Genomic DNA, 26172 nt, shown 5'->3' with positions numbered 1-26172 from the left:
GGCAGCGGCTGGGACTGAAGCAGGCCGTCAACCGCTACTCCCCGGCCCTGGCAGGAGGCCAGCAGTGAGCACCAGCACGCGCACCGGCACCTACACTCGTCAGGACGGACCGCCCCAGGTCATCCTGGGCGCCCATTTCCCGGGCGTGAACAACACCACCGTATGGTCCGATCCCGCCTCCGGCAGCCACATCGACTTCGAGTCGTTTCGGACCTTCGCGCAGATCGCTGAAAGCGGCAGGTTCGACTTCTTGTTCCTCGCCGAGGGGCTGCGACTGAGGGAGCAGAAGGGAAAGATCCACGATCTCGACGTCGTCGGGCGCCCCGACACGCTCCCGGTGCTGGCCGGACTGGCAGCGGTCACCAGGCGCCTGGGCCTGGCGGGCACCATCAACGTCACCTTCAACGAGCCCTATGAGGTGGCCCGCCAGTTTGCGACTCTGGACCACCTTTCAGCGGGTCGGGCGGCGTGGAACGTGGTCACCAGCTCCGACGCCTTCACCGGGGAGAACTTCCGCCGCGGCGGCTATCTGCCCCACGATCAGCGCTACGTCAGAGCTGAAGAGTTCGTCCGCGCCGCGGCAGCGATCTGGGACTCCTGGCAGGGGCGGGAGCCTGAGCAGTTCGTCTACCGCAGCAGCCAGTTCGACATCACCGGCCGGCCAACTGTGCCGAGTCCGCCCCAGGGCCGCCCGGTGATCTTCCAAGCGGGGGACTCGCACCAGGGGCGAGACTTCGCTGCGCGCAATGCTGACGCGATCTTCACCCGTCACAGCACGCCTCAGGCGGGGAGACAGTTCTACTCCGACGTCAAAGCGCGCGCCACCCGGGAGGGCAGGGACCCGGAGAACCTGAAGGTCCTGCCCGGAGTGAGCTTCGTCATCGGTGACACCGATGCCGAAGCCGAGGAGCTCGCCGCCCACGTGCGCAGTCAGCAGGTCAGCGGACAGACCGCGCTGCTGATTCTGGAGCGCCTCTTCAACCGCGACCTCTCGGCCTATGACCCGGACGGACCGCTGCCGGACATCGAGCCGGACACCGAAGGGCCCTCGCTCTTTGCCGGCCGGGCTCGCGAGCACGACGACGTCCACGCCGAGATCGCTGCGCTGCGCCGCCTGGCTCGTGAGCGGGGACTGAGTCTGCGCGAGACCGTCATTGCCACACAGGCGCGGCAATCGCTCATCGGCAGTCCCTCCACGGTCGCGGACGCCCTGATCGAGGCCGTGAGCACCAACGTCTGTGACGGCTTCATCCTGGTCCCGCACATCACCCCTTCCGGCCTGGCGCCCTTTGTCGAGAAGGTGGTGCCGATCCTGCAGGAGCGCGGTGCTCTGCGCACTGACTACCCTGAGCGCTCCACGCTCCGAGACCTGCTCGGCATTGCGCCGCCGAGCAGGCAGGAGAGCGCCGAGAACGACGCGCCTGTCTTCGCGTCGGCCGGCCTCTGACCTCTCCTGCCCCACGGGGTGGGCTGCGCCGGGATCTGCATGCCAGCCCGGTGAAGCCCGTCTCCCCGCTCACCCTGTGAATCCCATTCACCGTCAGCCCCACCCGCACCCGGTCTGCGCCCCGCGCAGGCCGACGCAGAAGGACCCACATCATGACTCTTGCACCACCGCCACACTCTCGCACCCCTCAGCGAACCTTCTCTGGCTCGCGCCTGCGCGCTCTGGGGGCCGGCATTGGACTGAGCACCCTCCTCGCGCTGACCGCCTGCGGGGGTGCCGGAGCTCAGTCCCCCGCAGCTGATGGCGGCGGAGATCCCGTCTCCGGAGGAACCCTGCGCTTCGCCGTGGGCTCCGACGCCGGCTGCATCGACCCCCAGCAGGTCGGCAGTAATGACTCCATCTACTCCACGCGTCAGCTCGTGGACTCCCTGACCGACCAGGATCCGGAGACCGGAGAGATCGTCCCTTGGCTGGCGCAGGAGTGGGAGATCAACGACGACGCCACGGAGTTCACCTTCACCCTGCAGGAGGGGGTGACCTTCTCCGACGGCACCCCCGTAGACTCCGAAGCGGTGGCGGCCAACTTTGACCGTGCTCTGGACCTGGGGGCTCGCGCTGCGCTGATCGGGGGATACCTACAGGGCTACGAGGGCACCGAGATCGTGGACGAGCGGACCTTCACGGTCACCTTCGCCGAACCCAGCGCCCAGTTCCTGCAGGCCACCTCGACTCACACCCTGGGTATCCTGCACCCCGACACCGTCGCCGCCAGTGATGACGCACGCTGCGAGTCCGTCATCGGCTCGGGTCCTTTTGTCCTGGAGAGCTACACGCCCAACGATTCGATCTCCCTGAGCGCGCGCGAAGGGTATGACTGGGGATCCTCCCTGTGGGAGAACCAGTCCGAACCCTATCTGGACGGCATCGAGTTCACAGTGGTGCCGGAGTCCGGTGTCCGCGCGGGCTCCCTGCAGTCCGACCAGGTCGAAGTCATCGGCAACATCGCTCCGCAGGATGAGGCTCAGCTGCAGGCGGCCGAAGCCCAGCTGCTGGCGCGCACCAATCCTGGAATCGCCTTCGGGCTGCGTCTGAACCACGATCTGGAGGTCTTCGCCGATGAGGAGGTTCGCGAGGCGATCTCGCTGGCCATCAACCGCGAGGAGATCGTCAGCACCGTCTACACCGCGGATACGCCTGCTGCCACGAGCATCCTGTCCTCCACCACTCCCGACCACGCAGACCTCTCCGAGCATCTGGGCCACGACCCGCAGCGCGCCGAGCAGCTGATCGCTGAGGCGGGCTACGAACGCACCGACGACGGCGGCTGGGAGCGCGACGGTGAGCCCCTGGAGTTTGAGATTCTCTGGTTCAACAATGCGGCCACCAACGCCCCCACCCTGGAGCTGATCCAGCAGCAGCTGGCCGCCGTCGGCATCGGTGTCAGCCTGCAGGAGGGTCAGGTCGCCGAGTGGCAGACCCACTTGAGCGAGGGGACCTTCGAGACCAACTGGGGCAACATCACCCGGGCGGATCCCGACATTCTGCGCACCACCTATCACACCGATCTCGCCAACAGCTATCGCCTGGAGCCCTCCGCATTGGATGACCTGCTTCTCGAGCAGGCCGCCGCCACGGACCCCCAGGAGCGCGCCGAGCTGGTGGCCCAGGCTCAGGAGCATCTGGTCACTGAATACCTGGAGATTCCCGTGGTGGATCTGACCACGGTGCTCGCCGTCCGCGCCGAGGTGCACGGAGTGCGGTTCGACTCCGGGTCACGCGTGCACCTGAACGATGTGTGGATCGAGGACGCAGAACAATGACCCGCTACATCGTTCTGAGGGTGCTGCTGGCCGCAGGGGTGTTGTGGGCCGCCTACACGGTGACCTTCGCGATTCTCTACATCATTCCCGGAGACCCGGTCTCGGCCATGCTGGCAGGCGGCCTCGACAACGGGGCAGTCTCCGCCGAGCGTCTCGAAGAACTGCGGGATGCCTACGGTTTCAACGACCCGCTGCCCCTCCAGTACGCCTCCCACCTGTGGGCCGCAGTTCAGGGAGATCTGGGCACCTCGGTTCAGACCGGTCAGCCGGTGAGCACTGCCGTGGGTCAGGTCCTGCTCCCCACCGTGGAGCTCTCCGCAGCGGCACTAGTAATCGCCCTGGTGCTGGGCGGCGGCATTGCTCTGGTGGCCACCTACACGCACTCCGCCTGGTTGCGCGAGGCGCTGCTGGGCATTCCGCCCGTTGCGGTCTCGCTGCCCACGTTCTGGATCGGGCTGCTGCTCATTCAGTGGTTCAGCTTCCAGTGGGGCATCTTCCCCGCCATGGGCGATGACGGGATCCGCTCTCTGGTGCTGCCCGCTCTCACCCTGGGACTGCCCATCAGTGCACTGGTGGCCCAGGTGCTGGCGAAGTCCCTGCAGGAAGCCGCCCTCGACCCCTACGTCACCACTACTCGCGCTAAGGGCATCAGCCGGCTCCAGGTTCATCTGGGTCACGTGCTGCGCAATGCGACCCTCCCCTCACTGACCATGGTGGGGCTCATCGCGGGAAACCTGCTGGCTGGCTCAGTGATCGTCGAGACCGTCTTCAGCCGCCCTGGCCTGGGGCAGTTGACGGTCCAGGCGGTCACTCTCCAGGACCTGCCCGTCGTTCAGGGGGTGGTGCTCTTCGGCGCCGTAGTCTTCATCGCCGCGAACCTGATTGTTGATCTGCTGCTACCCCTGGCCGACCCCCGCGTCACCGTAGGGCGCTCCTACGCCTAGGGCCACGCCTTAAGGAAACCACCATGACCCAGATCGCTGCTCCCTCCGCCCTCAAACCCGAGCTGCCGGGCACTGATCCCTCAGAACCCCGACCCGAGCCCGCGACCCTTCAGACCGTCCCCGGCAGACCGGACCGTGGCGGGCGCGAACGTTCCCCCGCTCAGGGCCAAGCGGGGCGCACCCGCCGCTGGCTGCGCAGGCCCGGGCTTCTCCTCAGCGCCCTGTTCCTGCTGCTGGTGCTCACCGCAGCTTTCGCGCCGGGAGTGCTCGCCCCGGGAGACCCCTACACCGGTGACAGCTCGCAGGCGCTGCAGCCTCCGGGCACCGCCCACTGGTTCGGCACCGATCACCTCGGCCGGGACCTCTATACCCGGGTGGTGCACGGGACCTCACTATCGCTGCGGACGGCACTGATCGCCGTCGTCATCGCTTTGATCTCGGGGGGAATATTCGGCGTCGCGGCCGGTTTTCTGGGCGGGTGGATCGATCAGGCCATCATGCGGGTCGTGGACGTGCTGCTGGCCATCCCCTCGCTGCTATTGTCGCTGGCGCTGATCTCCGCTCTGGGCTTCGGTTCTACCAATGTGGCGATCGCGGTAGCCCTTGGCTCGGTCGCGACCTTCGCGCGCATCGCCCGCTCCCAGAGTCTGCGCGTGTGCCAGTCCACCTTTGTGGAGGCCTCCCGGTCCCTGGGCTCGCGCTGGCACACCACCCTGCGCAGACATGTGCTGCCCAACGCCGCCGGTCCCATTCTTGCCCTGGCCGTGCTGGAGTTCGGCATGGCGATCCTGGCGGTCTCGGCCCTGAGCTTCCTCGGCTACGGCGCTCCCCGGCCTGCCCCGGAATGGGGCTCACTGGTCTCCGAGGGCCGTAACTATATGGCTGCCGCCGGTTGGCTGACCACCCTGCCCGGTCTGGTCATCGCAGCCACTGTCCTATCCATCAACCGTCTCGCCCATGCCCTGGGTGGCGAACGCAGGAGGTTCTGAGATGACCGAGCAGCTCAACCCGAGCACCTCGCGACCTCTCCTGGAAGTCCGCGGTCTCTGTTCTGAGTACCTCACCGCCGCCGGCTCAATCCCCGCCCTTCGTGGCGCCGACCTGAACATCAGTGCCGGGGAGAAAGTCGCCCTCGTGGGGGAGTCCGGATCGGGCAAGTCCACCCTCTCCCACGCACTGATTGGTCTGCTGCCAGAAAACGCCCGTCTCACCGACGGCACCATCCGCTACGGGGGTGAGGACATCACCCGGTGGAGCGACCGCCAGTTCCGCAGTCTGAGGGGTGCGCGCATCGGGCTGATACCCCAGGATCCCACCGTGAGCCTGAACCCGGTGCGCACCATTGGCCATCAGGTGATGGAGGCCATACGCGCCCACCGCAGGATGTCGAAGGCCGCGGCGCGGCAGCAGGCCCAGCAGCTGCTGGACCAGGCCGGCATCGATCGTCCCGCGGTGCGCCTGCGCCAGTATCCGCACCAGCTCTCGGGCGGCATGCGTCAGCGGGTGCTCATCGCGATCGCGATCGCCGGGGATCCGGACCTTCTCATCGCCGATGAGCCCACCTCTGCCCTCGACGCCACAGTGCAGCGGCGCATTCTGGACCATTTGGACGATCTCGCCGCCGCCCGCGGCACCGCGGTGCTGCTGGTGACCCACGACCTGGGCGTCGCCGCCGACCGCGCGGACCGCATCCTGGTGATGAGCGGCGGGCAGATCGTGGAGTCCGGCACCGCCGCTGAGGTGCTCGCCTCTCCGCAGGATGCCTATACCCGTCAGCTCGTGGCCAGCGCTCCCGGCCTCACCGAACCGGCGTGGGCCCCTGCACCCCTGCCGGAGGAGCCTGAGGTGCTGCTGCGTGCCGAGGGACTGTGCCGCAGCTTCACTCTGCCGGCCCGCCGTGGTGAGCCTCGTCAGAGCGTCCGGGCGGTTGACGGCGTGAGCTTCTCCCTGGCCCGGGGTGAGACTCTGGCTCTGGTGGGGGAGTCCGGCTCAGGAAAATCCACGACCGCTAAGCTCGCGCTGGGCTTAGAGAAGCCCGACGCCGGCACACTCCTCTTCGACGGGCAGGACATCACTGCCCTGCGGCGCGGGGAGTGGCGTCAGCTGCGGCGGCGAGCGCAGCTGATCTACCAGAACCCCTATGCCTCTCTGGACCCTCGGTTCTCCATCGAGCAGATCATCACTGAGCCGCTGGACGCCTTCGCGGTGGGAACCACAGCTCAGCGGCGAGACACTGCCGCGCATCTGCTGGACCGAGTAGCGCTTCCGTCTCATGCTTTGGGCCGCAAGCCCGTCGAGCTCTCCGGCGGGCAGCGTCAGCGGGTCGCCATTGCGCGTGCCCTGGCCCTGGCACCGGATCTGGTGGTGTGTGATGAACCGGTCTCCGCACTCGACGTCTCTGTCCAAGCCCAGGTGCTGGAGCTACTGGCAGAGCTGCAGCGGGATCAGGGCCTGACCTATCTGTTCATCACCCACGATCTAGCCGTGGTGCGGCACCTGGCCCATCGCGTGGCTGTCATGCGCGCCGGCCGGATCGTGGAAGAAGGGCCCACCGCCGCGCTCTTCGAGCACCCGCAACATTCCTATACGCAGGAGCTGCTGGGAGCGATCTCCGGCAGGCAGGCTCCCCTCCACATTGCGGAGGTCACAGCATGAGAGCGCTGCTACGCTGGTGGGCCGGGCAGTATTGGCTCAACAGCTGGGACTCCCTCAGCGCCTGGAGTTCCACCCCTTCTGAAAACTCCGTCATCACACATCCCGTTCTCAAGTGAGGTTCCATGCCTGCACCCGGTGCACCCCTGAAGAAGCTCGGCTTCCTGACCATCGGCCTCTTCGACCGGGACCGCCCGGCCGATGGACACACCTCCACCCTGGAGATCATTGAGCTCGGCGAGCGCTTAGGCTTCGACTCAGCGTGGCTGAGGCATCGCCACCTGCAGTACGGCATCTCCTCTCCCATCGCCGTGATGGCCGCGGCTTCCCAGCGCACCAGCCGTATCGAACTGGGAACGGCGGTCACTCCCCTGGCGTGGGAGAACCCACTGCGGCTGGCTGAGGATTTGGCCACCGTGGATCTGCTCTCCGGCGGCCGCATCAATCCCGGGATCAGCGTGGGCGAGCCCATGCGCTGGGAGAGCGTCCGCTCCAGCCTTTACCCCGACACTTCGGACGCTGAGGACTTCAGCTACACCCGAGCCGAACGTCTCATCCGATTCATCAGCGGGGAACCCGCCTGGGGTTTCTCCGGAAAAGACGGCGTCGTCGAAGAGTTCTCCGAGCGTGTGGAGCCCCACTCCCCCGGTCTGCGGGAGCGCCTCTGGTACGGCGCCGGGAGCCTTCGCTCCGCCCAGTGGGCGGGATCGGCGGGGTTGAACCTACTAACCTCCTCCGTGGTGCTGGTACCCCCGGAGCAGAGGCACGAGGGAGAGGCTCCCGACTTCGCGCAGATTCAGGCCGAGCAGATCCGGGCTTTCCGCGCCCGGCACCCGCTGGGCGAGCGGGCCCGGGTGTCGCAGGGGCTTGTGGTCATCCCCACTGATTCGGCGACTGACGCACAGCGAGAGAAGTACCGGCGCTATGTGGAGGAGCGGACACCGCGCACCCTCACCCCTCAGGGGCCCCGGGGCTTCCTGCCGGCCAAGGATCTTCTGGGCACCAGTGAGCAGATTGCCGCCGCGCTCTATGCCCACGCAGGGTTCCGGGAGGTCGAGGAGGTCGCGTTCGCGCTGCCCTTCAGTTTCTCCCACGAGGACTACGTGCAGATCCTCACCGACATTGCCGAGCACCTGGGCCCTGCTCTGGGCTGGCGTCCCCACCGCTCCTAGCGAGCGCCTCGCCCTCATAGAGCCGGACCACCGGGCCATCGGGGCAGGCTCCTCACTCGGGACAGGCCAGTCAGGCGCGCAGGGCGCGGTCAAGGTCATCTACCAGATGCTCGACGTCTTCAATGCCCACAGAAACGCGCACGGCGTCGGCGGGCGGTGCCTGCGGTGTTCCGCGTGTGGAACCGTGCGTCATGGTGGCAGGGTGGGAGATCAGGGATTCCACCCCGCCGAGACTGACGGAGAGCCCGAACATCTCGGTGGACTCGGCGGTACGCCGGGCGGCAGCCTCGCCCCCGGAGACCCGGAAAGTGATGAGTCCTCCGTAGCCTGACATCTGCGCGGCGGCCAGTTCATGGGTGGGATGCAGGGGCAGCCCTGGATAGAGCACCTCCTGTACCCGCGGATGGCTGGTGAGCCACTCGGCGAGGATTCCGGCATTTTCGCAGTGCTGGCGCATCCGTACTCCCAGCGTCTTCAGCCCGCGGGCTGCGAGGAAGGAGTCCTGCGGGCCGGCCACCGCGCCTGCGGCGAACTGCTGGAACCGCACGAGCTCCTCCAGGGCCGTGCCCTCCCACTGCGCCCCGCCGACGACGACGGCGCCACCCAGGACGTCTGAGTGACCTCCGATGTATTTCGTGGTGGAGTGGATGACCGCGTCAGCACCATGGGCCAATGGGGTCTGTAGTGCAGGGGAGGCAAAGGTGTTGTCCACCGCCACCAGGGCCCCGTGGGCATGGGCGATGCGCGACCACGCAGCGATGTCCACCACGGTCAGCAGGGGGTTGGTGGGGGTTTCCAACCAGAGCAGGCGCACCGTGGGGTCGGAGTCCAGCTCGCGCTCCAGATCCCGGGGACTGCTCGGATCCACGAACACCGTGCGCACACCCCAGCGAGCGTAGATCTGGGTCAGCAGCCGGTGGGTGCCGCCGTAGGTCTCCGCCGCAGCAATCACCGTGTCTCCCGGACGCAGGACCGCCCGCAGGAAGGCATCCTCGGCGGCGATTCCCGAGGCAAAGGCGAACGCCGCTCCTCCGCCCTCAAGAGCGGCCAACTGCGCTTCGAAGCCGTTGCGGGTGGGGTTGCCGCCGCGGGAGTACTCGTAGCCGTTCTTCAGCGTCTCGACCCCGTGCTGAGTGAAGGTCGAGGTCTGGTAGATCGGAGGAATAACCGCGCCGGTGAGCGGATCAGGGTCCTGACCGGCATGCACGGCTTCGGTGGCGAAGCCCGGTCGGAGCCGCATGGACGGCCGCGGCGCAGCCGGGATGGATCGGGTGGGGGTCTCAGGAATCAGCGTCATCAGCTGCTCACCTCCTTCAGCGCCTCTGCGGCGCCGTCCTGCGTGATCAGATGGTGGTTCTGCGCTTCGGTCAGTCCCGCGCGGTCGAAGGCCTGGCGGAGGTCGCGCCACAGGTCCTCGACGTCCTCCCGCCCCACGGAGAGGCGGATGGTCTGTTCAGTGATGGCACCGGCCTCACGCAGCGCTTCGGAGAGCCTGCAGTGGGTCATCGACGCCGGATGGGCGACCATGGTGCGGCTGTCACCGATGTTCGCGGCCAGTTTGATCAGCTGCAAGGAATCGATGAAGCGCTCCACCTCTGAGGGGCCGGCGGTAAGTTCGAAGGACAGTACCGCACCGGTGCCTCGGGGGAAGTCGCGAGCCGCCACTGCGCCATTGGGGTCCTGCGGCAGGCTGGGGTGCCGGACTCGCGCCACACCCGGATGGTCCTGCAGACGGCGAGCCAGCTCCTCGGCTACTCGACAGTGGCGATCCATCCTCACATCCAGGGTCTCGATCCCCTCCAGGGTCTGCTGGGCATTCCAGGGAGCGGCGCAAGGCCCCAGGTCGTGCAGATACTTGGCGCGAATCAAGTGAAGCACCGCCCCGTCACCGTAGCGCTGGGTCAGCGGCACCCCGCCAAATCGAGGTAACCCGGCGGTGAACTGGGGCCAGCGGGCAGGGTCAGCCTCGGGACTGAATCGCCCGGTGTCCACCACCGCCCCGCCCAGAGCTGTGCCGTTGCCGGTGAGGTACTTGGTGGTGGAGTGCACCACGAAGTCCGCTCCGTGCTCTCCCGGCCGGAAGAGGTACGGCGTTGCCAGGGTGTTGTCCACCACGAGCGGTATGTCCTCGCGGCGGGCGAGGTCGGCGAGCGCCGCCAGATCCGGAAGGTCGCCGTGCGGGTTGCCGATGGACTCCACCAGCAGCGCCCGTGTGCGCTCATCCACCGCGCGCTCCCATTCGTCCAGGGCGTGCGGGTCCGCCCAGGTGACGGTGATACCGGCTTCGGCCAGCGAGTCGTTGAGCAGATCCGCGGTTCCGCCGTAGATCCGGGAGGAGGCCACCACGTGCCCGGCGGGCACCCCTGGATGGGGCAGGCCGTCTGCGCTCTGCCCCGAGCGCCCCGCCAGAGCCAGAAGCGTCAGCGCGATCGCGGCTTGCCCCGAGGCGGTGGCCACGGCGCCGGTACCACCCTCCAAGGCTGCGAGGCGCTGCTCCAGGAGAGCCACGGTGGGGCTTCCGGTGCGTGCGTAGGTGAACCCCGGTTCCCGCTGAGCAAAGGCTTCCCTAGCGTCACGCAGACTGGTGAATTCATAGGCTGCAGCCAGGTGCACCGGGGGCACTACGCCCACCGCCGGGGTCACTGTGGGGCCCGCGGCACCGGCGCGCGATCCCTGTCCGTGATGGATCTGCCGGGTGCTGAAACAGGAAGGCTCCTGCCGTGAGTGGCTGGAGGGTCTGAGGTGTGCTGTCGCAGACATGCTGCGCTCCTTTATGAGCCGTGCTTGCCCTCAGGCGGTCTGCCTGCGGCCGGATCGTCATCTGGGGCACCCCATCACCGCGGAAGGGTTGCCGACCGGTCAGCCAGAGCCTTAAGTGAACCGGTACTCGTGATCGCTGTGAACATATTACGGCATGCACGCACTTTATTCACCTCGACATCAGGGGTTCTTCCCCGTTAACTAACGGACGCTAGTCGTATGTATGAACATTACGCACCTCTACCCCAATCCCCTCCGAAGGCACAGCATCGGCCTCGTCACCGGTGAAACGAGACGGCGACCACAGAGACCCCAAGGAGTATCCATGAGCGATTCCACCCTCGCCTGGCAGTTTGAGACGCAGCAGATTCACGCCGGCGTCGCCCCGGATCCGGTCAGCGGCGCCCGCGCCCTGCCGATCCAGCAGACCACCTCGTTTGTCTCCCCGGACACCGACGCCGCCGCCAAGCGCTTCGGGTTGCAGGAGGTGGCGCCCCGACTCGGTTGGACGGTGGAGTCCCGCTAGGCGGTAGCGACGCCGCCCTCAGCTGCCGGAGGTCAGCAGCCCCAGAAGCTCACGCCGCAGGGCGAGGTAGTCGCTACTGGACTCCACGGCATCACGGTCGCGCGGGCGCGGGAACGGAACCTTGACGTCCTTGAGCACGGCAGCCTCGGGCCCCTGGGACAAGACCAGAATCCGGTCGGAGAGCAGCAGCGCCTCATCCACGTCGTGAGTGACCAGCACGAACGTCCTCTTCTCCTGCTCGGAGAGCTTCAGCAGCTGCAGCTGCAAGGTGTGCCGGGTCAGGGCATCGAGTGCACCGAGGGGCTCATCCATCAGCAGCACCTCTGACTCCAGGGCGAAGGCCCGGGCGATGCCCACTCGCTGCTGCATGCCTCCGGAGAGCTGTCCGGGCTTCAGGTCCTTCGCCTCGGAGAGCTGCACCAGCTCCAGCCAATGCTCGGCCAGCCGTTCGCGTTCGCTCGCAGAGCGGTCAGAGCCTCCGTGGGCTTCCAGGGCGAAGAGCACGTTCTGCTTGGCGGTGAGCCACGGCAGGAGCACATGTTGCTGGAAGACGACGCCGAGACGCCGGCTGGGAGCGGTGACCGGCTCTGCGGCCAGCTCCACTCGTCCCGAGTCGGGCGCTTCGAGCCCGGCCAGGAGCTTCAGCAGGGTGGACTTTCCGGAACCGGAGGGTCCGATGATGGTGACGAACTCACCCTCACGGATAGAGAAGCTGGTCTCGCCGAGCACCCGCTGGAACCCTCTCCGGCGGTGGGGGAATCCTTTGGTGACTTCCACGGCGGCGAGCGCGGGGGCGGCGGTGAGGGGTTCGGCGGTGGCCTCGGAGGTCACGGTCATGAGGGTTTTCCTTCCACGCGATGAACGTGCGGGCGGGTCAGTTCTTCGGGATGAGTCGGTGCAGCTGGGCGATGGAGCGGTCGAGCACAAAGCCCACTGCGCCGATGATGAGGATGGCCACGACGATGCTGTCGATCTGCAGGGCGTTCCACTCCGTCCACACGAAGGTGCCCATGCCACGGTTGCCCACGATCATCTCGGCAGCCACGATCACGAGCCAGGCCGTGGACAGCGCCGTGCGCAGGCCGGTGACGATGCCGGGCAGAGTCGCAGGCAGCAGGATGCGCAGCGTCCGGTTGGTGCTGGTGGCCTCCAGGGTGCGGGCCAGGTCCAGGTAGAGGGGGTTGACCCGGCGTACCCCGTCGATGGTGTTGATGAGGATGATCCAGAGGCTGGCCATGAAGATCACGAAGACGGCGGTGGCCTCGGCGTCACGCAGCAGGGCCAGCCCCAGGGGCAGCCAGGCCAGCGGGGAGACCGGGCGCAGTACCTGAATGAACGGCTCCAGGGCGGCGTTGATGGTGCGGTTGGTGCCTAGCAGCAGCCCCAGCGGTATGGCCACCAGCGCAGCCAGCCCGAATCCCAGCAGCACGCGCTGCAGCGAGGCCACGAGGTGGAAGACGATGCCGACGTCGTTGGGCGGATTGTGGGTGAAGGCGCCCGAGAGCACCTCCACCAGACGCTGCCAGCTCGCCGCGGGGGTCGGGGCCAGCCCGCCGTCGTCGTACCCCATGGTGGCTAGCTGCCAGAGGCCGATGAAGAGCACGAAGAAGATCACGAAGAGACCCGCGGCCTTGAGGCGGTGCGCTGCACGGTCTCGTTTGGCGGCGTCCTGGAGCGACTGGGGAGAGGCCTCTTTGTGCGCGGTGGTGGTCATGATGCTGCCTGCTTACTCCACTCGAGGGGATTCTGAGGGTCGAAGGTGCGGCCGAGCACCGTCTCCGCGGTGCGCTCCTGCGTGATTCCGCCCAGAGCACCCAAGACGTCCGCGGCGGCCTGCGAGTCGAAGACCTCTGAGACGGCGGCCGAATACTCGGCTCCGGTGGTGAAGGTCTGCTCTCCGGTGAGCCCCCAGCGCTGCATGGAGTCCAACATCCATACACCGTAGGACTCGTGGGGGTAGGGCTGGAATCCAATACGGTCGGGAACCGAATGCTCCTCGCCGGTGCCGTCGGGGTAGTTCCCGGTCAGCACAGCGGTAAGCACCGGTTCCGGCAGGCCCAGGAACGCGGGCTGAGCCATGAGGGAGGCCGTCTCCGCGCGGCGCTGGGGGTCATCGATGAAGAGTGCCGAATCCCCGATGGCGCGCAGCAGCGCCGTGTAGGTGTTGGGGTTGGCGGCGGCGAAGTCCTCAGCGACGGCGAAGCTGCAGCACGGATGCTCTGCCCAGAGGTCCTTGGTCAGAGCGTGGATGAATCCGGCGCCTTCGACCACGGCCCGCTGGTTGAACTGGTCCGGCAGGCAGAAGGCGTCGATCTGACCGACGGCCAGGGCGGTGACCATATCGGCCGGACGCATAATGCGCAGGTCCACGTCGGTCTGGGGGTCCAGTCCCCCGGAGACCAGGTAGTCACGGGCCAGCAGATTATGCACGGAGTAGTCGAAGGGCAGTCCCAGGCGAAGGCCCGCGAAGTCCTCGGGGGATTCGACCTGCCCCGCCAGCCGCTGGGAGACGGTGATGCCGTTGCCGTTGATATTGGTGACATAGGGCAGTCGCAGGCTGCGCTGACCGGAGGCGAAGCCGTGATGGATGGCCAGGGGCATGGGCGCCAGGAACTGGGTGGCGTCGAGTTCGCCGGCGACGAAGGCGATCCACAGCTCTGCCCACCCCGTGAAGCGGCGCAGGGTCACGTTGAGCCCGTAGTGCTCGTAGATGTTCAGGGCCGCCGCGTTGACGATCGGAGAGGAGCAGGTGATGGGCACAAAGCCGATAGTGATGTTGGTCTGCTCGAGGTTCTCCGGCGCGGGCAGGCTGGGCTCAAACGTCGGGGGCTCGACGGCTGCGGCCGGAGCACCGGGACCGGCAGGCGCACAGGCCGCCAACAGGGCGGCGGCGGAGGCTCCCGCTCCGAGCCCCAGCAGGCTGCGGCGGGAGAGGCCACCGGAGAACGAGGGCGAGTGCATGGAGCTCCTTCGTCGGACGTCTCAGCGCCCGTGGGCCAGTTCCCAGCGCAGCTGCGCTTCGGAGGGGGACTGCACGGGCAGGAAGGTCGCCTCACGGAAGCGCCGGTTGGCGTCTGATGTCACCACGTAGCCCTTGCCGCCGGAAGTTTTGATCTCCAGGGTCGCCAGGGCCACCGCGAGCTGTCCGGCCTGCAGGCGCAGGGAGAGGACCTCCGAGCGCTGAGGAGCGTGCTCCGTGTTGACCCGCAGCGCGTAGTCGCGGAGCAGCGCCTTAACCTCCGCGAGCTCATCCTGCAGAGTCCGGAACTCCTCGAAGAACACCTCATTGAGGCCGGGGAGATTGCTACGGGCCGCCCGGAAGCTGGCGGTTGCCAGCCCCAGGCAGAAGGCGCTCTGCAGCACCGCGAAAGTGGGGCGGCATCGGGCCAGGAAGCCGTAGAAGTCCTCAGAGAGGACCTGCTCCACCGGAATCCGGACGTCGGTGAGCTTCACGGAAGTCGAGGAGGTGCCCTGCAGGGCCAGCAGATCCAGGTCTCGGCCGATCTCCACGCCCGGAGCATCCACAGGGAAGCTCACCACGATGGGGGTCTTCTCCCCCTGGGCGGTCTCCCATGCCGAGGTCGCTACGACGGCGTCCGGATAGAGATTGGAGGCCCAGGGCAGCCGGCCGTTGAGAATCAGCTCCTGCCCCTCTCGGACCGCGGTGCGATCCAGGGTTCCCGCCCCGGCGAACGCCTTGAATGCCGAGGCCATCCCGGAGACTCCGGGGACGGTTCCCTCACGCAGTCCGGTCAGCACTGAGTGGGCATACGGCGTACCGGCTGTGGCGAAGTACTCCACGGCCATCCGGTGGCCCCAGAGGGCGAACCCCGTCGAGAGGGACCGTTCAGCGAGCTGCTCGATCACTGCCGCCTGAGGCAGCAGGTCTCCCCCGGTGTTGCCTGGCGCCCCGAGATCGTTGAGACCGTGCCGGCCGAGCTCGGGGAGGAACTCGCGAGCGAGCGCCTCCCCAGCGTCGATGGCTGAGGCGCGCTCGGCGACCGCCTCCAGGAGGTCGCGGGGCACCTCGGTGTGGGTCAGCGGGGCGTCGGCGGGTGCGGTGGTCATGGCAACAGGCTCCCTGCGGCTCAGCCGTGGCTGGCGGCGTCGCTCTCGGAGTCGGTGGGGGCCTCGCCCACGGTCAGAGTGGTCTCGAAGGTCGCCGGACGCTTGAAGGTGTTCACCACGGGGGACCATGCGATGGCGTTGTCGGTGATCTCCTGCAGGGTGGCCTCGTCGGCGTCACCGTAGAGGACTACGTTGACGCGCACGTGGGAGACGCCCAGGACCTTCTCCGGATCGAGGTCGCCTACGCCCCAGGTGGCCGAGATGTCGATGTCACCCTCAAGCTCCACCTCGATCTTGGTGAGCGTCACTCCGCGGTGGGTGGCGTTGGCCAGCAGACCCACGGAAATGCAGGAGCCCAGGGCGCCCAGCGCGAACTCGGTCGGGTTCGGGGCCTCATCGTCCCCCAGGAGTTTGTGAGGCTCGGAGATCAGGAAGGGCTTGTGGTCGCGCACGTAGTTGAGGTTGCGGAAGCCGGCCTCAGCCACAGTCTTGGTCTTCACCACCTTGTGGCCGTGCTCGGGGTTCTCCCGGTTCTTCTGAGACAGGTTGGCCAGGCCTTCAGCATCGATGCCTTCAAGATGAGTCGTCTCGGCGCCCATAGGAACGGTTCTCCTTCGAGGTCGGTGGTTCACGTGCGGTACGGAGCATCATCCGTTTCCTCGCATACTACGAGCTGAACATCGGGTGAACATAAACCTCTTCATCTGGAGACATAAATGCCCGACGACGACAGCGCGACGGTCCGTCCCCAAAGAAGGAGGACGGGCCGTCAGCGGGATCAGTCAGAGGCGACTGCTCTCATCCCCACAGCTTCTTCGTCGCCAGCGCTGCTCCCTGCGCCAGGGACTCAAGCTTGGCGAAGCCGATGTCCGGGTGCAGACGTCCTCCCAGGCCGCAGTCGGTGCTCGCCTGGACGTTTTCCTTGCCCACGCGCTCGGCGAAACGTAGAAGACGCTGCGCCACAAGCTCCGGGTGCTCAACCACATTGGTCGCGTGGGAGACCACCCCGGGGGCGATGACTTTGCCCTCGGGCAGCTTCAGGTCGTCCCACACGGTGTACTCGTGCTCGTGCCTGACATTGCCGGCTTCGAAGGTGAAGTACTTGGCGTTGGCCTCCAGGCACAGGTCCGCGATGTGGCGGAACTCGATGTCGGTAGTGTGCGGACCGTGCCAGGAGCCCCAGCAGATGTGCAGGCGGACCAGTTCCGGGTCGATGCCCTCGAGGGCGTAGTTGATGGCCTCGATACGGATCTGAGTGAACTTCCGGTAGTCCTCCACGGAGGGCTCAGGGCTGATCTGGTCCCAATTCTCTGCCAGGGAGGGGTCGTCGAGCTGAAGGATGAGGCCGGCGTCGGTGATCGCCTTGTACTCGTTCTTGAGCACATCGGCCCACGCGTAGATGTGCTCCTCCTCGGTCTTGTAGTAGGAGTTGGGCACGCGAGCTCCGGAGCCGGGGGCGATGGAGGTGATGAACCCCTTCTCCAGCCCGACGGCGTCAAGGCCAGCCTTGAGGTTGGCAATGTCGGTCTCGATCGCCTCCTGACCCCGCCAGGTGAGGGGTCCGGTGGTGGCGGGGAAGGCGGTGGCCTGTTTGCCGGTCTGCAGCTCTCGGGAGGTGTAGAACTGCTTGAACTTCACCCAGTCGCGGCGGTTGAGCATGTTGGTGAGCTTGATGTTGCCCGGGCTGGACTCCTGGTGGGGCCAGCTGAAGAGATCCTCGCCGGTGACCTCGAGGCCGCCGCCGCCGAGGTCCGACGGGTGCTGCGCCGGGGTGGACTCTTCGTCTACACGGTGCGCCACACCGGGGACGCGCACTTCGGCGAGGGGATCGGCGTCGGGGAGGACATCTGGGTCCACGGAGGCTTCGCCGTGCAATTCTTCAGCCGCGAGCTGGTCGACTCCCTGGCGCAGGGCTGGCACCTGCAGTCCGTGGAGGAGGTGACCGAGGGGGAGCTGCCGCGGCGCATGTGGCGCGTCACCCAGCGCGCTGCGCACCACGGCCCCTCGGCCGCCTCCCGCCGTCGCGCGCCCCTGGACTGAGTCGCGCACCCCTGGACTGAACGGGCCGGGGATCAGGATCAGCCGGCGAGCTCGCGGCGCAGGATCTCTGCCCCGGCGCTCAGCGCACCCAGCTTGGCGCGGGCCACGCTGCGCGGAAGGGGCGCCATCCCGCAGTTGGTGGAGGGCCAGAGTTTGTCGGCGTCCACGAACTCCAGGGCCCTGCGCAGGGTGGCGGCGACCTCCTCCGGCGTCTCCACCTCGGTGCTGGCGACGTCGATCGCCCCGACCATCAGCTTCTTGCCCCGGACCAGCTCCAGTAGCTCCACGGGGACATGGGAGTTGTGGCACTCCAGAGAGATGATGTCGATGCTGGACTGCTGGAGCTTCGGGAAGGTCTCCTCGTACTGGCGCCATTCCGAGCCCAGCGTCTTCTTCCAGTTCGTGTTGGCCTCGATGCCGTAGCCGTAGCAGATGTGCACCGCGGTCTCGCAGGACAGCCCTTCGGCGGCACGCTCCAGCGCGGCCACTCCCCACTCCTTGACGTCGTCGAAGAAGACGTTGAACGCCGGCTCGTCGAACTGGACCACGTCCACGCCGGCGGCCGCCAACTCTTTGGCCTCCTGATTCAGGATCGCCGCGAACTCCCAGGCAAGCTCCTCACGGCTGCCGTAGTGGGCGTCGTAGAGGGTGTCGATCATGGTCATCGGCCCGGGCAGGGCCCACTTGATCGGCGCCTCGGTGTGCCGACGCAGGAAGGCCGCATCCTCGACGAACACGGGCCGCCTCCGGCTGACGGGGCCGACGACGCTCGGCACCGAGGCCTCGTAGCGGTCGCGGATGGTCACCGTACGGCGGTCCTCGAAGTCCACTCCCTCGAGGTTCTCGATGAAGGTGGTCACGAAGTGCTGGCGGGTCTGCTCGCCGTCGCTGACGACGTCGATCCCCTCGGCCTGCTGTTCGGCCAGGGCCAGGAGCAGGGCGTCGCGACGGCCCTCGGCGAGCTCCTCGCCCTCCAGCTTCCAGGGCGACCAGAGGGTCTCCGGCTGGGCGAGCCAGGAGGGCTTGGGCAGGCTGCCGGCGGTGGTGGTGGGGAGCAGGGTGTTCATGAGGCGGTTCCCTCCGAGGTCTGATGGGTCGAATGGCGGGCGGCCCACTGTTCGAGGATGTCCCCGAAGGGGAGGATGAGCTTCTCCTGGGCGTACCGCCCCTGCTCCTGGCCGAGCCGGGAGCGCTCCTCACGGTCGTAGACGATCCCGGTGGGGGTGTGGTCGGCATGATCCAGGCTGGGGCGGTAGTGCTCCCCGGCCGGGGAGTTCGCGGCGTAGATCTCCGGCCGATAGATCTTCTGGAAGGTCTCCATCGTGGCGATCGTGGCGGCCAGCTCGAGCTCGGTGTAGTCGGCCGTCAGATCCCCGGTGAAGTAGAGGGCCAGGGGTGCGGCGCCGTGGGGCGGCATGAAGTACCGGACCTCCATACCCATCTTGGCGAAGTAGCGGTCGGTCAGGGAGTACTCGTCCTGCCGGTACTCCACGCCGAGCACGGGGTGCTGGTGACCGGTGCGGCGGTAGGTCCTGCTGCTGGAGACGCTGATGCAGATCACCGGCCGCTTCTCGAAGCTGCGGGCATATGCCTCCGAGCCCAGGAAGCTCCTGTAGAGGTTGCCGTGCAGCTCTCCGAAGTCCTCGGGCAGGCCGGCGGGGCCGCCGTACTGGGGCAGCAGCACGCTGAAGTCGTAGTCGCGCACATAGGAGGAGAAGTTGTTGCCCACGATGCCGGGGGTGCGCCGCCCGGTCTCCCGGTCCAGGATCGTGGTCTGCAGCATCTCGATCAGCGGGAAGGAGCCCTCAGCGTCTGCAGGCGCCGCCTCCCCCAGCTCGATGTTCACCGAGATGATGTCCAGCTCCAGCGCATACCGGTCGCCTGCCTCGGCGCCCTCGGGCCGCATCAGCTGGTTGAAGCGATCGTCGATCATCCGCAGCGCCGAACGCAGGTTCTGCCGCCGGTCCTCGCCGCGGGCGAGGTTCGCGAAGTTGGTGGTCAGCCTGGTGCCGTCCTCGGGCTGATAGTCCTCGTCGAAGCGGGTCCTGACGAGGGTGAAGGTCGGGTTCGTCATCGGGGCGGCACCCCCGGAGTGCCGACGTGGAGAGGGCCGGCGGGTGTGGACAGGGAGGTCAGACGCATGGTCACTTTCACGGGTCACGCCCCCAGAGGATCCTCGCATCTGCGAACACACGCTGGGAGCACACGGCTGTGTACAGGTGTTCGCAGCGGTGCTGACGGGGCCGTCCGGCCGAGGGCGCACCAGGTGCGGTCGGTGCCCGGACGGGGCGTCAGGCGCGAGGCTTCGCATGCGCGCTGCTGAGAGCGATCATAGCGCAATATGTTCATGTCTTCAGCGTGTGACGCACGACGATATGCTGAGGCCCTGACCGACGCAGCCCCACAGCAGGAGGACCCATGGCCAAGGAATCCACGTTCGACATCGTCTCGCAGGTGGACAAGCAGGAGATCAACAACGCGCTGAATCAGGCTCAGAAGGAGATCGCTCAGCGGTATGACTTCAAGGGCACCGGCGCGGAGATCGAATTCTCCGGTGAGAAGATCCTGATCAAGGCCAACTCCGAGGAGCGCGCCAAGGCCGTGCAGGACGTCTTCGGCTCCAAGCTGATCAAGCGCGGCATCTCGCTGAAGTCCTTCGACGCCGGAGAGCCCTTTGCCTCCGGCAAGGAATACCGGATTGAAGGTGTGATCAAGGAGGGCATCGACCAGGCCACCGCCAAGAAGATCACGAAGATCATCCGCGATGAGGGTCCGAAGAGCGTGAAGGCCAATATCCAGGGCGATGAGCTGCGCGTGACGTCCAAGTCCCGCGATGATCTGCAGGAAGTCATCGCGCTGCTGAAGGATTTCGAGGACGCAGCCCTGCAGTTCATCAACTTCCGCTAAGAGCCTCGTCCTCTTGATCAGACAGTGAGGGCCGACGACGGATGCTCCCGTCGTCGGCCCTCACTGTTCTCACATCAGGCTAGGTCAGCTCACAGGACGAAGATCAGCCCCAGTGGCAGCAGGATGAAGACTCCGATGACCCATGCGAAAGCTGCGGACTTCTTCTCGGCAGCCAGGTTGGACAGCCAGGTAGCCCCGATCAACGGAAGTTCACGCAGGCCGGGCAGGCCGTAGACGACCAGAGTGCCCAGCACATTGAAGAACAGGTGCACCAGGGCCGCGGTCAGCGCGATGGTGCCTAGGGCGCCGTCGAAAGCGAAAGCAGCCAGCAGCGCGGTCACCGTGGTTCCGATATTCGCACCCAGGGTGAAGGGGTAGATCTGACGCAGAGTCAGTGCGCCGGAGCCGGCCAGCGGCACCATCAGTGCAGTGGTGGTGGAGGAAGACTGCACCATGACGGTCACCAGCGCACCGGATCCGATAGAGGTCACCGGTCCGCGGCCGATGGCGGTGTGCAGCACCTTCTTGGCCCGACCCACCAGCAGAGCTTTCAGCTTGCGTCCGATCAGATTGATGACCATCAGGATCAGCGCGATGGCCAGCACGATCATCACGATGCCGCCCCAGGGACCTGGGATCTGGCCCAGTACGGACTTGATGAGGTTGGACAACGGGCTGGTGGCTGCCTTCACGGCCCCGCCGATGCCGCCGAAGATCGTGGTGACCACCCCGCCGTCGGCACCGGAGAGCCCACCGGCAGCTGCGGTGGCCAGGCGCTGCAGGAGCCCGAACATCATCTCCAGGGGCAGGAAGATGGCGACAGCCAGCAGGTTGAAGAAGTCGTGGACGGTTGCGGCGGCGAACCCGCGGCGGAACTGGTCCTTATCCCGGATCATGCCCAGGCTGACCAGGGTATTGGTCAAGGTGGTGCCGATATTGGCACCGAGGATGATCGGCACTGCGATCTCCAGCGGCAGTCCACCGGCCACAAGTCCCACCGTCACCGAGGTAGTGGTGGAAGAGGACTGAGTCAGGGCAGTGCCGACGATGCCGATCATCAGACCGACGATCGGGTTGGTGGCGAAAGAGAAGAGCGTGGCGGCCTGATCACCGGCGGCCAGTGAAAAGCCTGCGCCGATGACGTTCACCGCAGTGATCAGGACATAGACGCCTGCCACGACGGTGAGCCAATTAAGGATGCTGGTGGTGCGGGGTGAGAGGGGGCGTCGGCCAGTGGGACGCGGGGAGTCGATAACGACAGTGGAGGGGGTCTGCTGCTTCTCCACCGGTGGCGAGATTGCCATAAAAGTCTCCTGAAGCTGTGGCGGATGAGCGCTTAGCTGGAACGCTCTATCTCCCGTGCGAGTTGAGAGTCCCAGCCCAAGGTGAACTTCAGGTAAACAAGTGGGTGATTCTGCTTGAACGCTCCAGTTTTGTGATGAATATCATCTCCGCGCATCGACCACTAGTCACCCAACGCGCGGACTTCTCCGCGGGCGAGGGTTAGTCATCGCAGTCTGCAGGCAGGAGCTCTTTCAACTCTTCATAGTCCGGGTGATCCGGCTCAAGCAGCTCGCCGGCATCATCGCGAACCTCGCAGACATCCAGTGAGGGCGAGCCGCTGCTGGGGGTCTCTGTGGTGGGTTCAGGAGCCTCAGGTTCCGGCGTTTCAGTCCCCGGAGACGTCGGGTCCGGGGTGGGTGAGGCTGACTCATCGTCTGGACCGGGGCTGGGCTCAGGAGACGATGGCTCCGGGTCGCTGGGGCTGGGGCTTGGACTTGTTGGCTCGCTCGGGGTCGGCTGCTGGGACCCGGTGGATTCGGGCTCAGGCGAAGTCGGTGACTGGCTGGTCGAGGGACTGGCAGATTGGCTCTCCAGGGAGCCTGCCGCACTAAGGTCGTCGCGATTCTCGCGTCCCCCACCCGGGACGTAACCCTGATAGCCGCCAGGATACAGATATTCGGGCTGGTCCTAGAAGCCAGGCAGGTAGAGGGCCGGGTTGACCCACATCACCGCCCACGATCACCTCAAAGTGGACATGGCAGCCCGTGGAGGGTCCCGTGGTGCCGGAGACCGGGTCCTCTCCGCAGGCAAGTACCGGTGGGCGTTGAAGTATCAGGTAGGGTCGTTTCACCTCGCGACGATCCCCGCGGCAAATCAAGGGACGATTCTTGACTCAGGGATACTTCACGCCGCCCCAGAGACCCGCTCAGCAGAAACTCCTCCGTAGAATGGCGTTACCCAATGACGCCAATGGGCGAGACCGAACAATGCACGGGAGTGTGAGCATGCACCACCATCATGGACGCCTCAGAACCTTCGGGCTGCTGATGTTCCTCTTTGCACTGCTGCTTCTGGTCGGTGCGATCGTCGCCTACTTCACTTCCACTCCGGCAGTGCTGTTCCTGTTTGCCGGCATAGGCGTGGTCTCTGTGGCCTACTCCTACTGGAATTCTGACAAGATCGCTCTACGCGCCATGAAGGCCTACCCGGTGACCCGGGAGCAGGCCCCAGCGCTGTACCAGATGGTGGAGGAGCTGGCGGCTCGTGCACAGCAGCCGGCACCGCGGATCTATATCTCCCCGCAGCCCACCCCGAACGCCTTCGCCACCGGCCGCAATCCGGAGAATGGGGTGGTCTGCTACACCGAGGGCATCCTGAACCTGCTCAATGAACGGGAACTGCGCGGGGTCACCGGTCATGAGCTGATGCATATCTACAACCGGGACGTGCTGATCTCCTCAGTGGCCGCGGCGGTGGCAGGCTTCCTGACCACCGTGACGCAGTTCTTCCTGCTCTTCGGCGGAGGACGCGGCTCCAATAACAATCAGGGCGGAAACCCGCTGATGCTGGTGGGAGCACTCCTGGCAGTCTTGCTGATGCCCCTGGCGGCAGGTCTGATCCAGATGGCGATCTCCCGAACCCGGGAGTACGACGCTGACTCTGACGGTGCGGCTCTGACCGGTGATCCGCTGGCGCTGGCCTCGGCGCTGCAGAAGCTCGACGGCGGCATCGCCCGTCAGCCGCTGAAGGAAGACCCCAAGCATGATGCCCATGCGCACATGATGATCGCCAACCCCTTCGGCCCCCGGGCTAAGCAGATGTTCTCCACCCACCCGCCGATGACCGAGCGGATCCAGCGGCTGCGCAATATGGCCGGCATGGGATAGACCCCAGGCTGAAACACAGGAGGGGCTCACCGCATCATGCGGTGAGCCCCTCCTGTGTTTGTAAGGCCAGTGCGTTCTAGTCGGCCCGTGAAATGCGGACCATCTCCTCGCGCGGAACTACCTTCACGCGCTCGCGAGGATTGCCGTCTGCCAGCGGGCCAAAGGAGGCGCCGAGCCCGAGCTCATGCTCATCGAGCTTCAGCCAGCCCTCCCAGGTGGTGTACTCCACTCCGCGGGACTCCAGCAGCTCCACCACGGCCTGCTCCTGAGGAGCTTCAGCCTGAGGCAGGCTCTCGACGTCGTTGATCAGGCAGTCGATGGTCTCCATGGCATCGCCCTTGGTGTGACCGATCAGCCCCACTGGGCCGCGCTTGATCCAGCCGGTGGCATAGGTGCCGGGGATATGCTCGCCGTTCTCGTCCAGGACGCGTCCGGCCTCGTTGCGGATGACTCCGCGCTTGTCGTCAAAGGGAATGCCCTCGATCTCCGAGCCGAAGTAGCCGATGGCGCGGTAGACGGCCTGGACTTCGTAATCCACGAATTCTCCGGTGCCGCGGGCGTTGCCGGTGCCGTCGAGCTCCATGCGCTCGAACCGGATGCCAGCTACCTTGCCGGTGCCGGAGCCATCAGCGTTCTTGCCCTCGAGGATCTCCACCGGCTGGTGCAGGAAATGCAGGTGCAGACGCCGGGAAGCCTCGGCTTCGCGCTCCTCCTGCTCCACCAGCCAGTTGGCCAGGGTGTTGACCATGGTCTTGATCTGGTTATTGGTCTTGATCGCCTCATCGGAGGCCTCGTCGAACTCGAAGTCCTCCTCGTAGAGGACAATGTCGACGTCGCGGCTGTGGGAGAGCTCGCGCAGCTCCAGGGGCGTGAACTTCACCTGTGCGGGGCCACGGCGGCCGAAGATATGAACGTCAGTGACCGGAGAGGTCTTCAGGCCCTCGTAGACGTTGTCGGGAATCTCTGTCTCGAGCAGATCATCAGCGTGCTTGGAGAGCACTCGGGCGACGTCGAGCGCCACATTGCCGTTGCCGATCACGGCGACCTTCTGGGCCTCCAGGGGCCATTCGCGTGGGTAGTCCGGGTGGCCGTCGTACCAGGAGACGAAGTCGGCTGCCCCGTAGGAGCCCTCCAGCTCGACGCCGGGGAGGCTCATGTCGGCATCTTTGATGGCACCGGTGGCGAAGATCACCGCGTCGTAGTGGCGGCGCAGGTCCTCGATGGTCAGGTCTGTGCCGATGTTGACGTTGCCGATCAGGCGGATGTCTCCGCGATCCAGAACCTTGTGCAGGGCCTTGATGATGCCCTTGATACGCGGATGATCGGGAGCCACGCCGTAGCGGATGAGCCCGAAGGGCGCCGGGTAACGGTCGAAGAGGTCGATGCTGAACTGCACATCGAGCTTCTTCTGGGCCTTCGCCAGGATGTCTGAGGCGTAGACTCCCGCGGGACCTGCACCGATGACGGCAACACGAATGGGCCGGGAGGAGAACGTGTCAGACACGGGGGGCGGGTTTCCTTTCACGAAAACTGGCGATTTACCTCAAGACAGTATGCCTTATTAGACAACATGCCGCCGTACCTGAATGTTCCTGCTGGTCGGCACCTAGGATGGAACCATGGCGGAGATCTTCCTGGAGCGGTTCAAACAGCTGGTGCCCAAGTACCTCGACGACGAATGGACCCCTCAGGAGGGATATACCGAGCAGGAGCTGGCTCAGCTCATCGCTGAGTCCGAGCTGGCGGACAATACCCAGCTGCCAACTGTGCTCCAGGAGCTCTACCTGGCGCTGGGCCGCTGCGAGGAGATTCTGGAGGCCTATCACTTCATCTTCGATCCGGATGAGCTGGTGGTGGAGGAAGGCCACCTGCTGTTCCTCGAGGATGAGGAGGAACGCTGGGTCTGGGGCATCAACGTCCACGATCTTGATCTGCCTGACCCGCTGATCCATCGCCGCAATAACGATAAGCACGAGTGGACCCCCGAGGGGGCGACAGTCAGCGAGTTCCTCTTCGACCTTCTCGAGTTCTCCTTCGAGGACGAGGAATGAACGGACACGACGACGGCCCCGGCGCTGCCGCCGGACCCTGGGAAGACCCTGAGCTGACCCGGGATGAGCCGCTGTGGCGCTCCCACGCCCCGGCAGGCTATGTGTGTCCGTTCTGCCAGCTGGCCGCCGGTGACACCTCTGATCCAGGGAACCGCTGCGAGCTCAGTGACCTGGTCTATCAGGATGAGGACCTCTTGGTGTTTATCGCCTGTGACGGCTTCGGGCCGCATCCGGGTCACGCCATGATCACCCCCGTGGCCCACCGTGAGGCGCTCTATGACTTGGAGGACGAGCTGCTGGCCACGATCGGGGTCATGTCACGGCAGGTGGCGCTGGCGATGAAGCTGGCCTGGGAGCCGGAGGGCACTTCGGTGCGGCAGCATAATGAGCCGGCCGGAAACCAGCATGTCTGGCATTACCACCTGCATGTTTTCCCGCGCTACGGCGATGACATGCTCTACCGACAGATTCGGCATCCCCTGGATGTCGAATTCCGCGCCCAGCGTGCCCAGGAACTGAAATCTGCGCTGCAGACAGTCCTGTCAGACGAGAAGCCCGGCAGCTGAGGCTGCACGCGGCCCGCGCTGCACACTAACGTAGAAAAACTGCCGGAAC

General features: G+C 66.1%; 23 protein-coding genes, 1 pseudogene and 1 riboswitch. Of the genes and pseudogenes, 12 read left to right on the top strand and 12 right to left on the bottom strand.

All coding sequences use genetic code 11. From position 1 onward, the window contains the following. Positions 1–64 precede the first annotated feature (64 nt). The 6 genes from TX78_RS03405 (at position 65) to TX78_RS03380 (ending at position 8035) form a co-directional block, all read left to right on the top strand. Positions 65–1447 (top strand): NtaA/DmoA family FMN-dependent monooxygenase, encoded by a 1383-nt coding sequence (locus tag TX78_RS03405; protein ID WP_044493750.1) that lies wholly within the window; start codon positions 65–67, stop codon positions 1445–1447. A 152-nt stretch (positions 1448–1599) separates the two neighbouring features. Continuing rightward, on the top strand, positions 1600–3267 hold the full coding sequence (locus TX78_RS03400; RefSeq protein WP_081652541.1) for an ABC transporter substrate-binding protein: 1668 nt from the start codon (positions 1600–1602) through the stop codon (positions 3265–3267). Next, complete coding sequence (locus tag TX78_RS03395; RefSeq protein WP_044493748.1) at positions 3264–4211, top strand: ABC transporter permease; 948 nt, start codon at positions 3264–3266, stop codon at positions 4209–4211. Before TX78_RS03400 ends, TX78_RS03395 begins: the two co-directional genes overlap by 4 nt. A gap of 23 nt (positions 4212–4234) precedes the next feature. Further along, positions 4235–5200, top strand: coding sequence for an ABC transporter permease (locus TX78_RS03390; RefSeq protein ID WP_044493747.1), 966 nt, complete (start codon positions 4235–4237; stop codon positions 5198–5200). A gap of 1 nt (position 5201) precedes the next feature. Then, positions 5202–6866, top strand: a complete 1665-nt coding sequence (locus tag TX78_RS03385; protein WP_044493745.1) for a dipeptide ABC transporter ATP-binding protein — start codon at positions 5202–5204, stop codon at positions 6864–6866. A gap of 122 nt (positions 6867–6988) precedes the next feature. Further along, positions 6989–8035, top strand: coding sequence for an LLM class flavin-dependent oxidoreductase (locus TX78_RS03380; RefSeq protein WP_044493743.1), 1047 nt, complete (start codon positions 6989–6991; stop codon positions 8033–8035). Positions 8036–8105: 70 nt separating this feature from the next. Here the strand turns inward: TX78_RS03380 and TX78_RS03375 are convergent, their stop codons facing one another. Both TX78_RS03375 and TX78_RS03370 read right to left on the bottom strand, forming a co-directional pair. After that, positions 8106–9332 carry a cystathionine gamma-synthase gene (locus TX78_RS03375; RefSeq protein ID WP_081652540.1) on the bottom strand — a complete coding sequence of 409 codons (1227 nt, stop codon included), beginning with the start codon at positions 9330–9332 and terminating at the stop codon, positions 8106–8108. Then, positions 9332–10795 (bottom strand): O-acetylhomoserine aminocarboxypropyltransferase/cysteine synthase family protein, encoded by a 1464-nt coding sequence (locus TX78_RS03370; RefSeq protein ID WP_081652539.1) that lies wholly within the window; start codon positions 10793–10795, stop codon positions 9332–9334. Before TX78_RS03370 ends, TX78_RS03375 begins: the two co-directional genes overlap by 1 nt. 15 nt (positions 10796–10810) lie before the next feature. Further along, a riboswitch (SAM riboswitch) is annotated at positions 10811–10930 on the bottom strand. A gap of 190 nt (positions 10931–11120) precedes the next feature. Between TX78_RS03370 and TX78_RS03365 the strand changes: the two are divergent. Then, positions 11121–11291, top strand: a pseudogene (locus TX78_RS03365) (O-acetylhomoserine aminocarboxypropyltransferase); the annotation flags it as partial. Positions 11292–11339: 48 nt separating this feature from the next. Here the strand turns inward: TX78_RS03365 and TX78_RS03360 are convergent. From TX78_RS03360 to TX78_RS03330, 6 genes are all read right to left on the bottom strand, one after another. Further along, the gene (locus TX78_RS03360; RefSeq protein WP_049897412.1) at positions 11340–12158 is read right to left on the bottom strand and encodes an ABC transporter ATP-binding protein; all 819 of its coding nucleotides are present in this window, start codon (positions 12156–12158) and stop codon (positions 11340–11342) included. 37 nt (positions 12159–12195) lie between these two features. After that, positions 12196–13035, bottom strand: a complete 840-nt coding sequence (locus tag TX78_RS03355; protein WP_081652538.1) for an ABC transporter permease — start codon at positions 13033–13035, stop codon at positions 12196–12198. Continuing rightward, positions 13032–14282, bottom strand: coding sequence for an ABC transporter substrate-binding protein (locus TX78_RS03350; protein ID WP_049897410.1), 1251 nt, complete (start codon positions 14280–14282; stop codon positions 13032–13034). The genes TX78_RS03355 and TX78_RS03350 overlap by 4 nt, the downstream gene beginning before the upstream one ends. Before the next feature lie 21 nt (positions 14283–14303). Beyond that, positions 14304–15389, bottom strand: coding sequence for an acyl-CoA dehydrogenase family protein (locus TX78_RS03340; RefSeq protein WP_044493737.1), 1086 nt, complete (start codon positions 15387–15389; stop codon positions 14304–14306). A gap of 20 nt (positions 15390–15409) precedes the next feature. Continuing rightward, complete coding sequence (locus TX78_RS03335; RefSeq protein ID WP_044493735.1) at positions 15410–15988, bottom strand: OsmC family protein; 579 nt, start codon at positions 15986–15988, stop codon at positions 15410–15412. 199 nt (positions 15989–16187) lie between these two features. Beyond that, the gene (locus TX78_RS03330; RefSeq protein WP_101750611.1) at positions 16188–17048 is read right to left on the bottom strand and encodes a uroporphyrinogen decarboxylase/cobalamine-independent methonine synthase family protein; all 861 of its coding nucleotides are present in this window, start codon (positions 17046–17048) and stop codon (positions 16188–16190) included. A 36-nt stretch (positions 17049–17084) separates the two neighbouring features. On the opposite strand from TX78_RS03330, the gene TX78_RS13465 reads away from it, so the two are divergent. Beyond that, positions 17085–17429, top strand: a complete 345-nt coding sequence (locus TX78_RS13465; protein WP_199765250.1) for a hypothetical protein — start codon at positions 17085–17087, stop codon at positions 17427–17429. 38 nt (positions 17430–17467) lie between these two features. Here TX78_RS13465 and TX78_RS03320 read toward each other — a convergent pair whose 3' ends face one another. Both TX78_RS03320 and TX78_RS03315 read right to left on the bottom strand, forming a co-directional pair. Next, on the bottom strand, positions 17468–18496 hold the full coding sequence (locus TX78_RS03320) for a methionine synthase (protein WP_044493734.1): 1029 nt from the start codon (positions 18494–18496) through the stop codon (positions 17468–17470). Next, the gene (locus tag TX78_RS03315; protein WP_044493732.1) at positions 18493–19503 is read right to left on the bottom strand and encodes a putative oxygenase MesX; all 1011 of its coding nucleotides are present in this window, start codon (positions 19501–19503) and stop codon (positions 18493–18495) included. Before TX78_RS03315 ends, TX78_RS03320 begins: the two co-directional genes overlap by 4 nt. Before the next feature lie 344 nt (positions 19504–19847). Here TX78_RS03315 and TX78_RS03310 point away from each other — a divergent pair, with 344 nt between their 5' ends. Then, entirely contained in the window at positions 19848–20336 is a 489-nt protein-coding gene (locus TX78_RS03310; RefSeq protein WP_044493730.1) for a YajQ family cyclic di-GMP-binding protein, read from the top strand. Positions 20337–20425: 89 nt separating this feature from the next. Here TX78_RS03310 and TX78_RS03305 read toward each other — a convergent pair whose 3' ends face one another. Continuing rightward, on the bottom strand, positions 20426–21640 hold the full coding sequence (locus TX78_RS03305; RefSeq protein WP_049897406.1) for a Na/Pi symporter: 1215 nt from the start codon (positions 21638–21640) through the stop codon (positions 20426–20428). 984 nt (positions 21641–22624) lie between these two features. Between TX78_RS03305 and TX78_RS03300 the strand changes: the two genes are divergently transcribed. Next, the gene (locus TX78_RS03300) at positions 22625–23506 is read left to right on the top strand and encodes a M48 family metalloprotease (RefSeq protein WP_044494321.1); all 882 of its coding nucleotides are present in this window, start codon (positions 22625–22627) and stop codon (positions 23504–23506) included. Positions 23507–23582: 76 nt separating this feature from the next. Here TX78_RS03300 and TX78_RS03295 read toward each other — a convergent pair whose 3' ends face one another. Continuing rightward, positions 23583–25010, bottom strand: coding sequence for an FAD-dependent oxidoreductase (locus tag TX78_RS03295; protein ID WP_044493727.1), 1428 nt, complete (start codon positions 25008–25010; stop codon positions 23583–23585). A gap of 115 nt (positions 25011–25125) precedes the next feature. Between TX78_RS03295 and TX78_RS03290 the strand changes: the two genes are divergently transcribed. Next, positions 25126–25557 carry a hypothetical protein gene (locus tag TX78_RS03290; protein ID WP_044493725.1) on the top strand — a complete coding sequence of 144 codons (432 nt, stop codon included), beginning with the start codon at positions 25126–25128 and terminating at the stop codon, positions 25555–25557. Further along, on the top strand, positions 25554–26123 hold the full coding sequence (locus TX78_RS03285) for an HIT family protein (RefSeq protein ID WP_187118351.1): 570 nt from the start codon (positions 25554–25556) through the stop codon (positions 26121–26123). Before TX78_RS03290 ends, TX78_RS03285 begins: the two co-directional genes overlap by 4 nt. Positions 26124–26172 lie beyond the last annotated feature (49 nt).

This window comes from Nesterenkonia massiliensis (assembly GCF_000455245.1).
GTDB classification, from domain to species: domain Bacteria; phylum Actinomycetota; class Actinomycetes; order Actinomycetales; family Micrococcaceae; genus Nesterenkonia; species Nesterenkonia rhizosphaerae.
The sequence above is the reverse complement of the archived record's forward strand: the minus strand, read 5'-3'. Positions and strand labels throughout refer to the sequence as shown.

What these genes read in the sequence shown, in the direction of transcription:
- TX78_RS03335 (WP_044493735.1), bottom strand. Translation starts at nt 15,988, where the DNA reads ATGGGCGCCGAGACGACTCATCTTGAAGGCATCGATGCTGAAGGCCTG.
- TX78_RS03400 (WP_081652541.1), top strand. Translation starts at nt 1,600, where the DNA reads ATGACTCTTGCACCACCGCCACACTCTCGCACCCCTCAGCGAACCTTC.
- TX78_RS03375 (WP_081652540.1), bottom strand. Translation starts at nt 9,332, where the DNA reads ATGACGCTGATTCCTGAGACCCCCACCCGATCCATCCCGGCTGCGCCG.
- TX78_RS03360 (WP_049897412.1), bottom strand. Translation starts at nt 12,158, where the DNA reads ATGACCGTGACCTCCGAGGCCACCGCCGAACCCCTCACCGCCGCCCCC.
- TX78_RS03310 (WP_044493730.1), top strand. Translation starts at nt 19,848, where the DNA reads ATGGCCAAGGAATCCACGTTCGACATCGTCTCGCAGGTGGACAAGCAG.
- TX78_RS03390 (WP_044493747.1), top strand. Translation starts at nt 4,235, where the DNA reads ATGACCCAGATCGCTGCTCCCTCCGCCCTCAAACCCGAGCTGCCGGGC.
- TX78_RS03315 (WP_044493732.1), bottom strand. Translation starts at nt 19,503, where the DNA reads ATGACGAACCCGACCTTCACCCTCGTCAGGACCCGCTTCGACGAGGAC.
- TX78_RS03290 (WP_044493725.1), top strand. Translation starts at nt 25,126, where the DNA reads ATGGCGGAGATCTTCCTGGAGCGGTTCAAACAGCTGGTGCCCAAGTAC.
- TX78_RS03305 (WP_049897406.1), bottom strand. Translation starts at nt 21,640, where the DNA reads ATGGCAATCTCGCCACCGGTGGAGAAGCAGCAGACCCCCTCCACTGTC.
- TX78_RS03330 (WP_101750611.1), bottom strand. Translation starts at nt 17,048, where the DNA reads ATGCTCAACCGCCGCGACTGGGTGAAGTTCAAGCAGTTCTACACCTCC.
- TX78_RS03300 (WP_044494321.1), top strand. Translation starts at nt 22,625, where the DNA reads ATGCACCACCATCATGGACGCCTCAGAACCTTCGGGCTGCTGATGTTC.
- TX78_RS03285 (WP_187118351.1), top strand. Translation starts at nt 25,554, where the DNA reads ATGAACGGACACGACGACGGCCCCGGCGCTGCCGCCGGACCCTGGGAA.
- TX78_RS03385 (WP_044493745.1), top strand. Translation starts at nt 5,202, where the DNA reads ATGACCGAGCAGCTCAACCCGAGCACCTCGCGACCTCTCCTGGAAGTC.
- TX78_RS03370 (WP_081652539.1), bottom strand. Translation starts at nt 10,795, where the DNA reads ATGTCTGCGACAGCACACCTCAGACCCTCCAGCCACTCACGGCAGGAG.
- TX78_RS03355 (WP_081652538.1), bottom strand. Translation starts at nt 13,035, where the DNA reads ATGACCACCACCGCGCACAAAGAGGCCTCTCCCCAGTCGCTCCAGGAC.
- TX78_RS03340 (WP_044493737.1), bottom strand. Translation starts at nt 15,389, where the DNA reads ATGACCACCGCACCCGCCGACGCCCCGCTGACCCACACCGAGGTGCCC.
- TX78_RS03380 (WP_044493743.1), top strand. Translation starts at nt 6,989, where the DNA reads ATGCCTGCACCCGGTGCACCCCTGAAGAAGCTCGGCTTCCTGACCATC.
- TX78_RS03320 (WP_044493734.1), bottom strand. Translation starts at nt 18,496, where the DNA reads ATGAACACCCTGCTCCCCACCACCACCGCCGGCAGCCTGCCCAAGCCC.
- TX78_RS03350 (WP_049897410.1), bottom strand. Translation starts at nt 14,282, where the DNA reads ATGCACTCGCCCTCGTTCTCCGGTGGCCTCTCCCGCCGCAGCCTGCTG.
- TX78_RS03395 (WP_044493748.1), top strand. Translation starts at nt 3,264, where the DNA reads ATGACCCGCTACATCGTTCTGAGGGTGCTGCTGGCCGCAGGGGTGTTG.